Source organism: Pseudomonas sp. M1 (assembly GCF_022760135.1).
In the GTDB taxonomy this organism is placed as follows: domain Bacteria; phylum Pseudomonadota; class Gammaproteobacteria; order Pseudomonadales; family Pseudomonadaceae; genus Pseudomonas; species Pseudomonas citronellolis.
Genome location: NZ_CP094343.1, coordinates 2229891 through 2243816 on the forward strand (window position 1 = coordinate 2229891; position 13926 = coordinate 2243816).

Sequence of the window (13926 nt, forward strand, 5' to 3'; positions counted from 1 at the left end):
CTTCTTCTCCAGCGGGCATCCTCTGGCCAGCCTACCGGCGGCCGTAGTCGGGCCCATCTCTCCCCGCCCTCCGAGGGCGCTGCAGACGAACGTCGCGTATCCATGGCGCGCCGGTACTCCAGGATGAGTTCCTCGAAACGAGCACGGAATCCCGTTCAGGCGCGTCTCTACTGACTCCTGGAGGCTCTCGGTGAACGCCTGGAAACTTGCTCCTCTGGCCTGGCTCTGCCTGGCCAGCTTCTCCACCGCGACGCTCGCCAGTGTCCTCGACGATGGCTGGTTCGGTGCCAGCAGCCCCGAACAGCGCAGTCTGGCACCCAGCCAACTGATCGAGCAGACCGGCGGCCAGCGCCTGACGCCGGAGTTCGACGCGCCCGATGCGCGTCGCCTGCTGGATCTCAACCAGGCCGTGCACATGGCGGTCAATCGCCATCCTTCCATCGCCGATGCCATCGCGACCCTGGCGCAGCAGGGCGACGGCATCGCCATGGCCCGTTCCGGCTACTACCCCCAGGTGAAACTGGGCGTGGGGCGCGGCGACACCACCCAGAACGGCACCAGCCAGACCGCTTCGCTGTCGGTCTCGCAACTGCTCTACGACTTCGGCAAGGTCGCCGGTAGCGTCGATGGCGCCGAAGCGCAGTCGCGCCGGCAGCAGGCGCTGGTGCTCAAGCAGATCGACCTGATTTCCCGGCAGACCGCCGAGGCGACCATAGACCTGCACCGCTACCGCCTGCTCGGGCGCATCGCCGACGAGCAGGTGAAGGCGATGGAGCGCGTCTACGCGATGACCCAGGACCGCGCCGGCGCCGGCGTCACCAGCCGCTCCGACCCGATCCAGGCGCTGGCCCGGGTCGATGCCGCGCGCGCCAGCCAGTTGCAGATCCGCTCGCAGTACAACCAGGCCCAGGAGCGCCTGCGCACGCTGGTCGGCGGTCCGGTTTCCGGCGAGATCACCGCGCTTTCCGACGACCAGGCTGCCCGCGTCGACCTGGCGCGGCGCCTGGATGCCAGCATTCTCCCCGATGTCCTGGCCGCCGAGGCCGAACGCCAGGCCGCCGAGGCGCAACTGCGGGTAGCCAAGGCCGACCGCATGCCGACCCTGACCATCGACGCCTCCAGTACCAAGGCGCTGAGCGGCGACAACCCCAACACCTACGAGCGCCACGGCAGCGACAACAGCATCAGCCTCAACCTGACCTCGACCCTCTACCAGGGCGGCGGCCTGCGCGCCCAGGTACGCGCCGCCACCAATGCGGTGGAGGCCTCGCGCCAGCGCATCGAGGACGCGCGCCTGTCGGCCAGCGACCAGATGCGCCGCATGCGCGAGCAGATCATCGGCAACCGTGCGCGCCTGGGCGTGCTCGGCAGCCGCAAGCGCAACCTCGACGAATCCCGCGAGCTCTACCGCGAGCAGTACAAGCTCGGCACCCGCTCGATCCTCGACCTGCTCAATACCGAGCAGGAGTACTACCAGGCGCTCTCCGACGAGGAGATGGTGCGCCACGACCTCTGGCTGGGCCTGGTCGGGCTGGTCGACGCCCAGGGCCGCAACCGCGAGTTCTACGGGCTGAACTACACCACGGTGCAAGGCATGGAGGTGCTGCCATGAGCCTGACCCCGCAATCCGCGCGCTGGCTGGATGCCATGCTGGCCGTTGCCCGTCACTACGGGATCGGCGTCTCCGAGGAGGGCGCGCGCGTCGCCCTGGCCTGGGAGCAGGGCGCTTCCGCCGACCTGATGCTGCTGCATATGGCCAAGAGCCTCGGGCTCGCGCTGCGCTTCGGCAAGCTCTCGGTCGAACTGCTCGATGCCTGGCGCCTGCCGCTGGTGGCGGAGTTCGACGACGGCAGCGTCTGCGTCGTGCAGACCATCGACGGCGAGGGCAACCTCGGCGTGCTGTTCAGCGGCGACAAGGGCCTGGAAACCCGCATCGGCGTCGAAGAGTTCCGCCAGCGGGTGCGTCGCGTGGCGATCCTCCGCCCGCAGGTGGCGGTCGCCGATGCGCGCGTCGACCAGTACATCCGCCCGTACCGGCGCAACTGGTTCTGGAGCATCGCCCTGCGCGACTGGAAGCGCTACGCTGACATCATGCTCGCCTCGCTGGTGGCCAACGTCCTGGCGCTGGCCGGGGTGATCTTCTCCATGCAGGTCTACGACCGGGTGGTCCCGGCCAACTCCGAAGCCACCCTGTGGGTGCTGTTCGGCGGCGTGATGCTGGCGATCTTCTTCGAGTTCTGCCTGCGCGTCTCGCGTACCCATATCTCCGATACCGTCGGCAAGCGCGCCGACCTGCGCATCTCCGACGTGGTCTTCGGCCGCGCGCTGCGCCTGCGCAATTCGGCGCGCTCGCGTTCCACCGGCACCTTCATCTCGCAACTGCGCGAGATCGACCAGGTGCGCGACCTGTTCACCTCGACCACGGTTGGCGCGCTGGCCGACCTGCCGTTCTTCCTGCTGTTTCTGGTGGTGCTGTGGATGGTCGGTGGGCCACTGGTGTTCGTCGCTCTTGGCGCCATCCCGCTGCTGGTGATCCCCGGCCTGCTCATCCAGAAGCCGCTGGAGCGCCTGTCCAACGAAGGCATGCGCGAGTCGGCGCTGCGCAATGCCATGCTGGTGGAGGCGGTGCAGGGCATCGAGGACATCAAGCTGCTGCGCGCCGAGGCGCGCTTCCAGAATCAGTGGAACAACGTCAACGACGTCTCCGCCGGCATCAGCATGCGCCAGCGCTTCCTCACCAGCCTGTTGATGAGCTGGACCCAGGAAGTGCAGGGCATCGTCTACGCCCTGGTCCTGGCCCTGGGCAGCTACCTGGTGATGCAGGGCGACATGACCACCGGCGCCCTGGTGGCCTCGTCGATCCTCGCCTCGCGAATGATCTCGCCGCTGGCACAGATGGCGTCGGTGTTCTCCCGCTGGCAATCGGCCAAGGTCGCCCGCAAGGGGCTCGACGAACTGATGAGCCGTCCGGTGGACCAGCCCGAGCGAGCGCGCCGCGTGCACCGCGCAGCGCTCAATGGCAACTACCAGCTCGACGGCGTGAGCTTCCGCTATGGCGACAACGACAAGCGCCCGGCACTGGTGGTGCCGCAGTTGCAGATCCGGGCCGGGGAGAAGATCGCCATCCTCGGGCGCATCGGTTCGGGCAAGTCGACCCTGCTCAACCTGCTCTCGGGCATGCACGCTCCGCAGGAGGGACGGGTGTCGCTGGACGGCCTGGACCTGGCGATGATCGATACCGCCGACGTGCGTCGCGACATGGCCATGCTGCCGCAGAGCTCGCGGCTGTTCTACGGCACCATCCGCGAGAACATCCTGCTCGGCGCGCCGATGGCCAGCGACGCCATGATCACCCAGGCACTGGCGCTGTCCGGCGCACTGTCCTTCGTGCAGTCGCTGCCCGACGGCCTTGACGAGGTGGTCCTCGAAGGCGGCCAGGGCCTGTCCGGCGGTCAGCGCCAGACCCTGCTGCTGGCCCGCACACTGATCCGCAACCCGTCCGTGGTGCTGCTCGACGAGCCGACCGCCAACTTCGACGAGATGACCGAGCGCCAGGTGATCGACGCGATGGGGCCGTGGATGGCGCCGCGCACCCTGGTGGTCGCCACGCACCGCATGCCGGTCCTGAAATGGGTCGACCGGATCATCCTCATCGACAACGGTCGCATCGTGCTGGACGGCCCCAAAGACAAAGTCCTCAAGGAGCTGACCCAATGACCGATCTCAAGCTCCCCATCAGCAAACCCGACGCTTCGCCGGCGGTTGCCGAAACCACCGTCTCGACGCCCCGCGCGCACCAGCGCGGCGCGCCGGCCGAGCCTCCGCTGCCGCGCTCGAGCCTGGTGGTCTGGCTGATCGCGCTCATGCTCGGTGCCTTCGCCGTGTGGGCCAGCCTGTTCTCCCTGGACGAGGTCTCCACCGGCAGCGGCAAGGTGGTGCCATCTTCCCGGGAGCAGGTCATCCAGTCCCTGGAAGGGGGCATCCTGGTCTCGCTGAACGTCCATGAGGGCGATCTGGTCGAGGCCGGCCAGGTGCTCGCCCAGCTCGACCGCACCCGCAGCGAGTCGGCGGTGGAGGAAAGCGCCTCGCGCATGCGCGCCGCCAAGGCCGAGGCCGCGCGGCTGTACGCCGAGGTCAACGGCACGCCGCTGAGCTTCCCCGACGACCTGCAGGCCTTCCCGGAACTGGTGAGCAGCGAGACCGCGCTCTACCACTCGCGCAGGGACAGCCTGGCGAAGAACCTGGCCGGCATCAACGACGCCCTGGGCCTGGTGCGCCGCGAACTTGCCATGACCCAGCCGCTGGTGGCGCGCGGCGCCGCCAGCGACGTGGAAGTGCTGCGTCTCAAGCGCCAGGCCAACGAGCTGGAGCGCAAGGCCACCGAGCTGCAGACCCAGTACGTGGTCAAGGCGCGCGAGGACCTGGCCAAGGCCAACGCCGAGATCGAGGCGCAGAGCTCGGTCACCCGTGGCCGCTCGGACGCCCTCAATCGCACCACCTTCACCTCGCCGGTGCGCGGCATCGTCAAGGACATCGAGGTTTCCACGGTCGGTGGCGTCATTCCGCAGGACGGCAAGCTGATGGAGATCGTCCCGGTGGACGAGAAGCTGTTGGTCGAGGCGCACATCTCGCCGCGCGACGTCGCCTTCATTCGTCCCGGCCTGGATGCCACCGTGAAGATCACCGCCTACGACTACTCCATCTACGGCGGTCTGCATGGCAAGGTCACGACCATTTCGCCGGATACCATCCAGGATGAGGTCAAGCGCGAGGTCTTTTACTACCGGGTATTCATCCGCACCGACGTCGATCACCTGACCAACAAGGACGGCAAGCGTTTCGGCATCGTCCCCGGAATGATCGCCACGGTGGATATCCATACCGGCAGCAAGACCATTCTCGACTACCTGCTAAAGCCCCTGAACAAGGCTCGCGAGGCTCTGCGCGAGCGCTAGTTTTCGACGAGGTCTTTTCTGAAAGACGCCCATCTACTCTTAATGGAGAGAGGGCAAAGTCAACTTGACTCATGCGGCCAGCGTAGTTGGTAGCCCAAGGTGAATGCGTTGGGCTGTTGTCCCATTGTTGACCATTTGTCAGAAGATGCCTTATCCAAAATTGCCGAGAATTGGATAGGAAACTATCGTTCGTTTGCGTTCCGCAGTTCCGTTGATGCGTTGAGTTTCACCGTAACCACCGCAGGTTGTATTCGACGAGAGGAGCCTTGTCTTAACGGACCGCCCCAGGTCGTACCCGTCTTCGAGCGGGTGGGGGAAACCTGGAGAGATAGGGATGAACAGGGTTTACCGAGTGGTGTGGCGCGCAGCGTCGCAGTCGTGGGTTGTGGTGTCGGAGTTGGTTCGGGCCAGGAGCAAGCCCGGCGCCGGCGCGCGGCAAACGCAGCAGCGAGTACGATTCACGCCCAGCATGCTGGCATTGTGCATCGGTGGTGTGCTGACGGGAGTTTCGCCAGCGCTGAATGCCGCCGTGGTCGAGTGGACCGGCGCAAGCGGCAACGGTGTGTTCTCCGATCCGGGCAACTGGGCAAACAATACGCCGCCGCAAGTGTCACCTTCCTCTCCCGTTGACGAGGTCAACATCAATACCTTGCCCGCCGCCAGGCTCAACGATGCCAGCAACTACGATTTGCTGTCGCTGAATATCGGTACCTCCGGTGGTAGACAAGGTGAGCTCGTCGTCCAGAACAGCAGTGCCAGCAGTTACTTCTCGTTAGGTACATTGAACCTGGGGGGAGGGGGCGGCAACGGCATCCTCAGCGTGCGGGACACGACGCTGCAGTTCTCTCAGTTGTCCATCGGCTCTGGCCTGAGCATCGGTTCCGGTAGCGGCAGCACTGGAACTTTCAACGTGCTGGGGAGTGGCAAGGGCAGCAGCCGCTATTTTACCGATGCACTGGTTCTAAACCACACTCAGTGGGACAACAGCCTTCCTATATATATCGGGCGCTCGCAGGGGCACGGTATCGTCAACGTCGATGGGGGCTCCTTGGGCACTGTTCGCATGCCGCTAATTCTCGGCAGTGGCACAGGGAGCATTGGCGAGTTGAACGTGCTGTCCGGTGGCAAGGTGGCCAGCGAGAAGTGGCCCTACGAGCCCACGCAGATTGGCGCCATTATCGGGGATGCCGGGGGCACGGGGAGCCTCACGGTGAATGCGGGCAGTGGCACGAGCGCCAACAGGGTCAACTTCGGGACAGGTGTAATCGTCGGTCGGGGCAGTGGCAGCCTGGGCACGATCAACATCCTGGCGGGCGGCAAGGTCTCTTCGGAGATCGGCGGCTACAACCCCGGCAATGTATCCGCTTTCGAGCCGCGGATTGGCGTAGATGGCGGAACCGGCAAAGTTACCGTGGACGGCCAGGGGGCCAGGTGGCTCGTGGGTGGGTTCCTGTCCCAGACCTCCATCGAAGACACGGGGATCGGCAATCTCCATCTCGGTGATTCCGGTACCGGTGTGCTGACCTTGCGCAATGGTGGTGAGGTATTCATCGGCGCCCTGGCCACCAATCTCGTCCGGAATGATGACGGGTATGACCTGCTGCAGTCCGGCAAGACCCCCATCGACACCCAGCGGGGCAAACTGTACCTGGCCTCACAGGCGGGCGCGACCGGGATCATCAACTTCGGCAGTGACCCGGAGCAGCAGGTCGGCGGTGCCACCTCGGGCTCCCTGGTGGCGGATAGCATCGTGCTGGGCCCGGGCAATGCGGTAATCAACTTCAACCATAGCCAGGATGTGCTTTTCAGTGCGCTGGTACCCACGCTGGATGCCAGCCAACAGGGTAGTGGCAGCCTGACCCTGGCCAGTTACGCCGGCACCACGCACCTGGATGTCGCACAACCCGGCTTCCACGGTTTCACCGATATCTACGGCGGCACCTTCTGGATCGACGATGCCCAGGCTCTGGGCAGCTCGGTCATCCGCAGCGGCTATCGGCAGGACATCCCCGGTGGCGGCACCCTGGGCTATGGCAATGCCCTGGACGTCGGCAACGCCATGCAACTGGCCCAGAACGCCAAGCTCAGTTTGCGCGTCGACGGCAGCGACAGTGCCACCCAGTCCGGAGCCATCAGCGGCGCCGGCAACCTGTTGAAGGTGGGTAGTGGCACCCTGGCTCTAACCGCGGACAACAGCTACACCGGCATCACCACCGTCAGCGAAGGCACCTTGGCCCTCCAGGGCGGAGCCGACATCGCCGAGTCTGCAGGAGTGATAGCCGACGGCACCTTCGATGTCAGCGGGCACAGCGGAGCCGCGTCGATCACCACTCTCGCCGGTGGCGGAAGCGTCGTGCTCGGCGGCAACGACCTGGACATCACCGCGGCGGACAGCAACGGTGCCGGAAGTGGCCTGTTCACCGGCGTCATTTCCGGGGCCGGAGGCCTGAATCTCACGGGCGGCACGCAAACCCTCGGCGGCGCCAACACATGGCAGGGGCCGACCCTGGTCGGCAATGGCGCCACCCTGGCCGCGGCCGCGACGAACGCCTTCAGCCCGAACTCCGTCTACACGGTGCAAAGTGGCGGCACCCTGGCCCTGAACGGCTTCGACCAAAGCGTCGATACCCTCAACAACGCCGGCCTGGTAGTCCTGAACAACCCCTTCGGCGAGGGCGGGTTCCGTCCCACCACGCTCACCGTCACCGGCGCGCATACCTATACCGGCAATGGCGGCACCGTGGTGCTCAATACCCAGCTGGGCGGCGACGATTCCCCCACCGACAAGCTGGTGGTGAACGGCGACACCGCGGGTACCACCGCCCTGGTGGTGCGCAATGCCGGCGGTGACGGCGGCCAGACCGTCGAAGGCATCCAGGTGGTGCAGGTCGATGGTGCCTCGGCAGGGAAATTCACCCTGGGCGCGCCGGTCCAGGCGGGTGCCTACGAGTACCGGCTGTTCCAGGGCACGCCGAGCGATCCCGACAACGGTCACTGGTACCTGAGTTCCTCCGGCGAGTTGCCGGCCCCCTGTCCAAGCCCTGAACCGGGCCCCTGTCCCGGACCCGATTCAAGTCCCGAGCCGGATTACCGCCCGGGGGTGGCCAATGTCGTCGCCGCCCAGACCGCCAACATGGAGCAGGGGATGACGTTGCTTTCCAGCCTGCACCAGCGCATCGGCGGCACCTACGATCTAACGGACGGTGAACTGCTCGGCTGGCAACGCCTGTACAACGACAACCAGCGTGCCGAAGGCGACCGCTTCAACTACGACCAGCACGTCGTCGCCCTGCAGTTCGGCCACGACCTTTGGGTCACCGCCGATGGCCAGGGCAATACCCAGCGTGCCGGGGTGGTCATCGACTACGCCAAGGGCGATACCGATTTCGGCGACCAGGCGCGGCCTCAGGAGGGTTACGGCCGCAAGCACACGGGCAGCATGGATTCCAATACCCTCAGCGCCGGCGGTTACTACACCCTGGCCCAGGCGGATGGCAGCTACCTGGACACCGTCGGCATGCTCTCGCACATCCGCAACGGCTACGACGACATCTACGACGACCATGGCACCCAGAAGGCCTGGCGTCTCGGCCTGTCGGCGGAAGTCGGCAAGCCCGTGCTGAGTTTCGCGCGGACCTGGAAAGTCGAGCCGCAGGCGCAGCTGAGCTACCAGCACACCTGGTACGACAGCTTCCATGACGACGTCGGCAAGATCGATAGCTACGGCGCCGACAGCCTGCGTGGGCGTCTGGGGGTACGCGTGCTTGACGACCGCTCCGATGCCGAGCGCCCCGGCCAGGTCTATGCGGTGGCCAACCTCCTGCACGATTTCATCAAGCCGGAGAAAGTTGACTTCGAGGGAACCAAGCTGCGCGAGGATTACGACCGCACCTTCGGCGAAGTGGGTGTCGGTGGGCGGTTGTCGGTGGGCGAGAACTCCACCTTGTTCGGCGATGCCCGCTATCGCCAGTCCTTTGGTGGCGACAGCCGGGGCTCGGTGTTCAACGTGGGCATCCAGATCGATTTCTGACACCTGCTGGTGCTGCCGGGAAAAATCCCGGCAGCGTCGAGCACAGCGGCTACGCTTGAGGGAAACTACGGCCGGATCGCCCGCATCCGGCTGCCACAGCGAGCACAAGGAGGAATTCGTGGTAGAAGCTGTTCGCCCTTTCGCGCAACGGGGCGCGCCTGTCCACATCGAGACCAACGGGTACATCCTGCGCAGCCTGACCCCGGCGGATGTGACCCCGCGCTTCGTGGAGTGGTTGAACGACCAGGAGATGCTCGCCGGCCTGAACCTGCCGACACTGAACTTCAGTCTCGAGCAGCTCAGGGAGTTCGTCGCCAGCTTCGACAATCTGCGCAACTATTTCATCGGTATCTTCGACCGTTCGAACGCGCTACTGCTCGGCTTCTACACCATTGACGTCAACCCCGTGCACAAGGTCGGCAATGTCACCACCGGAGTCGGCGAGAAGGACTACCAGGGCAAGGGCGTGCTCTGGGCGACCATCGATGCGCTACTCGACCACTTCTATGCCTTCCGCGATGTCGAGAAAATGACCGCGCGCATCCTTGCTCGCAACACTCGCATGCTTTTCAACTTCCGCGGCGACACGCGTTTCAAGTTCGAGGCCAAGCTCAGCCGCGAATGCCTGTCCACCGATGGCAAGCGCCTGGACGTGCTGGTCTTCGCTTCGCACAAGACACCTTGAGACGGTGCTGCCAATGACCCCGACGCCCACCCGGAACACCCGGCTCGCGCCGCGGCTGGGCGGCTTCGCTTGTCTTGCCGAGGCGCTCGACTACGCCGCTGGCGGCGAGACCGGCATCAACTTCTACTCGAGCCTGGGCCAACTCGATCAGTGTCTCGCCTATTCCGAACTAAGCCAGAAGGCCCGGCACGCCGCCTCGCATCTGCATGGCCTCGGCCTGCCGCGCGGCGCCTACCTGGCGCTGGTGGCTGACAGCAGCGTGGAGTTCCTTTCCCTGTTCTATGCCTGCCAGTACGCCGGGCTGGTGCCTTGCCCATTGCCATTCAGCGTCCACCCTGGCGGCAAAGACGCCTATATTGACCAACTGGCCGGCATGCTCGGTGCTTCGCGCGCGCCCCTGGCAATCTCCCCGCAGAGTGTGCGCGAATGCCTGGAGGCCGCCGCGCTGTGCAGCGGCACCCGCGTTCTTACCCATGCCGAACTGCACGCCTTGCCGGCGCATCCGCAGCCGGAGCCGCTGGGGCCTGGAGACATGGCCTATGTGCAGTATTCCTCCGGCTCCACGTCGCAACCCAAGGGCGTGCTGATCTCGCAACGTGCGGTGTGCTCCAACGTCGATGCCATTCTTCGCCACGGCATGGCCATGCGCGCCGGCGACCGGGCCTGCTCCTGGTTGCCGTTCTATCACGACATGGGCTTGGTGGGCTTTTCCATAGCGGCGCTGTGCGCCCAATGCAGCGTCGATTACCTCGCCCCGACCACCTTCGCCAAGCGGCCGAGCCTCTGGCTGCAACTGATGTCCGCCAATCGCAGCACCATCACCTATGCGCCGGGTTTCGGTTACCGCCTGGCAGTGCAACGCCTGAAGGATATCGACGACCTGGACCTATCGGCGCTGCGCGTGGCCGGCATCGGTGGAGATATGATCCGCCCGTCTGTCCTCGCGGAGTTCACCGAGGCTCTGGCACCCTGTGGCTTCCGTGCCGAAGCTTGGTCCCCCAGCTATGGCATGGCCGAAGCCACCCTGGCTGTGGCCATCGGCCGTTCCGGCCAGGGGCCGCAGCTCAGTCGGGGCCCAGGCGCAGACGGGCGGTCCCGGGACTTCGTGGCCTGTGGACCCGTACTGCCCGGTACCGAAGTGCGTGTGCTCGACGCTTCCGGCCGGCCGCTGCCAGCCGGCCAGGCCGGCCACCTGTGGGTGCGCGGTCCTGGCCTGATGAGTGGATACCTGCGTGATGCCCGTTTGGATGACTCGATGTTCGACGCCGAAGGATTCTTCGACAGCGGCGATTTGGGATACATGGAGGACGGCCAGGTAGTGGTGACCGGGCGCGCCAAGGAATTGATCCTGCTGCGTGGGCGCAATCTTTGGCCACAGGACATCGAGTGGGCCCTGGAGCGTGTCGAGCCGCTCGGCCAGGGTGACGTGGCGGCTTTCGCGGTGGAGGCGGGGGAGGACGAGGAGTTGGTCGTGTTAGTGCAGTCGCGCCTGCATGGCGACGCCGAGCACCGCGAGGGGCTACGGACACGCCTGGCCACGGTGCTCAGCCAGCATTTCGGCGTCAGCGCGCAACTGGTCTTCCTGCCGCCGCGCAGCCTGCCGATGACCACTTCCGGCAAGTTGTCGCGCAGCCGGGCCAAGGATTTCTATCTGCGTGGTGACTATCGCGCAACGTAGCGAGAGGAAGGCATGGACTACTTGTACGAAGCAAAAAAGATTCTTTCCGGCTGCCTGTTCGTACCGATCGAGAAGATCGACGACGACGCTACCATCAATGCCGCACATGAAATAGACAGCCTCAACTTCGCGCTCATCGTCGTCGAGATAGAAGACTTCATCCAGGCCGAGGTGGACCCCATGGACCTGTTGGAAATGCGCACGGTCCGAGATCTGGCCGGCATCCTGGAGCGGGGCGCACGATGAACGTGCCGCATTTCGACGGCGTCTACGCCGAGGCGGCGAACTGGCTGCAACGTCTGGCTCGCGAGCACAACGGCGAAAACCTCGAGGTCGACATCAACGGCGCCCCGGTCCTGCTCGTGCAGCGTCTGGAGGATGCCGATCATGTGCTGAGGCTCAATGCCGGTAACTATCGCAAGAACATGCACTGGTTCCGCCACATGCTTGGTCCCTCGCGGTTCTCCGAAGACGGCTGGGCCTGGGAGATCCGTCGCGATCTCACCCAGCACTACCTGGCCAAGTTCGATCGTGAGCGTACCTTCACTCTGGCTTGCGAGCACGCCGGGCACACCGTCCGCGAGTTGGCACTGCGCAGCGCGGCCGGAGAGGCGGTGTTGGACGAGCGGCTGCTGCGGCGCATGACGGTATCGGTACTGATCGAGAACTTCTTCGGTGTACCCCTTCGCGACACCCAGGTGGATATCGACCACCTGGCAACCCTGATGGAGTTCGGCTCGGAATATGCCTTCGCACCCAGCGTCGGCAACGACGTGCTGAAGCACAAGCGCCTGGGCTTGCTGCCGGAACTGCGGCGCAAGATTTTCGATGACTTCCGTCTGTTCCGCGAAGCACGCCTGCCCGACAATCCGATGCTGGAGGGCATGCTTGCCGCCGATCGTGACACCGGTAACGACATACTGCTGGAGCACGAGTTGCTGACCTTCTTCGCCGCCGGCGCCGAAACCACCGCGGCGGGAGTCGGCTGGGCCTGCTACCTGCTGGCGCGCTATCCGGATATCCAGCGGCGCCTGCGCGACACCCTGGTGCCGTTCTGGGAGGCACCACAACAGGACTGGAAGCAACTGGCGCAGGTCGACCTGCTGGAAGCCTTCGTGTCCGAAACGCTGCGCCTGTATCCACCGACTCCGATCGTCACGCGCCTGGCCATCGAGGCGGATCATGTCGGCGAACATCGGGTCGAGCCGGGTGGCAACGTCTCGGTGTCGATTCTCGGCATCCAGCACGATGCCCGCCTACACCCCGAGCCATGGACGCCTCATCTGGATGGCTATCGCAACACTGCCAGTGCCGGCGCGAACGTGGCCTTCATCTTCGGCCCGCGTGTCTGCGGTGGGAAGAAATTCGCCCTGGTCGAGCTGGCCACGTTCATCGCGGTGTTTCTGCGCGACGCATCCTTCGAGCTCACCTCGGAAGAGGAGCCGCGCTTCTACTGGAAGTCCCTGATGCTACGTGAAGGTGGCCAGCCTGTACGCGTCACCCTGCGGGGTTGAGAGAAGGGAGAAACCGTCATGAAGACCTGGATGATCAGCGGCGCCAGTAGCGGCCTGGGCTACGAGACGACTCGCCTGTTGCTTGAGCGCGGTGACCGGGTGCTAGCCTGCGCGCGCCGCCTGGATCGTCTGGAGCCGTTGCGACAGCGCCATGGCGAGCGGCTGTGCACCTATTACCTGGAAATCACCGATACCGAGGTCATCCCCCGGATAGTGGCGGAGGCCTTCGAGTCCGTCGGAAATGTCGACGTGTTGCTGAGCAGTGCCGGGTACGGCCTGTTTGGCGCTGTCGAAGAGCTGGAGTTGGAGCAGATCGAACATCAATTACGCACCAACCTGCTGGGTTCGATCCTGCTGATCCAGGCGTGCCTGCCGTTCCTGCGAGCCCAGGGGCGGGGGCGCATCTTCCAGCTCTCCAGTGAGTCGGGAGAAATGAGCTTTCCCGCGCTGGCCCTGTACCAGGCGAGCAAATGGGGCATCGAAGGGTTCTGCGAAGGGCTGCGCCAGGAGGTGGAGTGCCTCGGCATCGACGTCACTCTGGTGGTGCCTGGCAGAGTGCCTACCCGATTCGACGAGCATGCCGTGACCCCGCGCCGGATCATCGCGGACTACCAGCGCAGCACGGTAGGCAACTACCGGCGCCTACTCGCCATGGGCAAGTTCTCCAGCCCTGGATGCGCCGCGAAGATGGCCGCGGCGATAATCGCCTGCGCCGACTCGGAGCGGCCGCCGCGCCGACTGATCCTCGGTAGTGATGCCTACAAGAACATCCGGCGGGCCTTGGACAGCCGACTGGCGGAACTGGAGGCGCAGAAAGACAGCGCACGCTCCACCGACCGGGAGGCATAGCGCTGCTGTCCGTTCGGACAATTCTACCGACCAAGCTCCGCCGCGCTCGCTGGAGCTCGTTCTGCGGTATTTCCTGGCGCCCCAGGTACGTATTTCGACGCGATAGCCGACTCTTCAGACCTCTTATCCAGGAATAAGCGTCTACCATGGGTGTATCGAAATCGACACACGAGGACGGGACAGTGCATACAACGAGGATGTTGTTACCGTGTTTT

Annotated in this window: 9 protein-coding genes; all 9 read left to right on the forward strand. The window is 65.1% G+C overall.

Going from position 1 to position 13926, the window contains the following annotated elements; genetic code table 11:
- Positions 1-190: 190 nt before the first annotated feature.
- The 9 genes from PM1_RS10145 to PM1_RS10185 all read left to right on the forward strand — a co-directional run bounded on the left by PM1_RS10145 (position 191) and on the right by PM1_RS10185 (position 13711).
- Positions 191-1612, forward strand: coding sequence for a TolC family outer membrane protein (locus PM1_RS10145; RefSeq protein WP_009617091.1), 1422 nt, complete (start codon positions 191-193; stop codon positions 1610-1612).
- Positions 1609-3717: a type I secretion system permease/ATPase gene (locus PM1_RS10150; protein WP_009617092.1), complete on the forward strand. Its 2109-nt coding sequence runs from the start codon at positions 1609-1611 to the stop codon at positions 3715-3717. Before PM1_RS10145 ends, PM1_RS10150 begins: the two co-directional genes overlap by 4 nt.
- Positions 3714-4955, forward strand: a complete 1242-nt coding sequence (locus tag PM1_RS10155) for an HlyD family type I secretion periplasmic adaptor subunit (RefSeq protein ID WP_009617093.1) — start codon at positions 3714-3716, stop codon at positions 4953-4955. Before PM1_RS10150 ends, PM1_RS10155 begins: the two co-directional genes overlap by 4 nt.
- 334 nt (positions 4956-5289) lie before the next feature.
- Entirely contained in the window at positions 5290-8985 is a 3696-nt protein-coding gene (locus PM1_RS10160) for an autotransporter outer membrane beta-barrel domain-containing protein (protein WP_009617094.1), read from the forward strand.
- A 118-nt stretch (positions 8986-9103) separates the two neighbouring features.
- Positions 9104-9670 carry a GNAT family N-acetyltransferase gene (locus tag PM1_RS10165; protein WP_009617095.1) on the forward strand — a complete coding sequence of 189 codons (567 nt, stop codon included), beginning with the start codon at positions 9104-9106 and terminating at the stop codon, positions 9668-9670.
- Positions 9671-9683: 13 nt separating this feature from the next.
- Positions 9684-11348 carry a fatty acyl-AMP ligase gene (locus tag PM1_RS10170; protein ID WP_009617096.1) on the forward strand — a complete coding sequence of 555 codons (1665 nt, stop codon included), beginning with the start codon at positions 9684-9686 and terminating at the stop codon, positions 11346-11348.
- 12 nt (positions 11349-11360) lie between these two features.
- Positions 11361-11594, forward strand: a complete 234-nt coding sequence (locus tag PM1_RS10175) for an acyl carrier protein (RefSeq protein ID WP_009617097.1) — start codon at positions 11361-11363, stop codon at positions 11592-11594.
- Complete coding sequence (locus tag PM1_RS10180; protein ID WP_009617098.1) at positions 11591-12862, forward strand: cytochrome P450; 1272 nt, start codon at positions 11591-11593, stop codon at positions 12860-12862. Before PM1_RS10175 ends, PM1_RS10180 begins: the two co-directional genes overlap by 4 nt.
- 18 nt (positions 12863-12880) lie before the next feature.
- Positions 12881-13711 (forward strand): SDR family oxidoreductase, encoded by an 831-nt coding sequence (locus PM1_RS10185; protein WP_009617099.1) that lies wholly within the window; start codon positions 12881-12883, stop codon positions 13709-13711.
- Positions 13712-13926 lie beyond the last annotated feature (215 nt).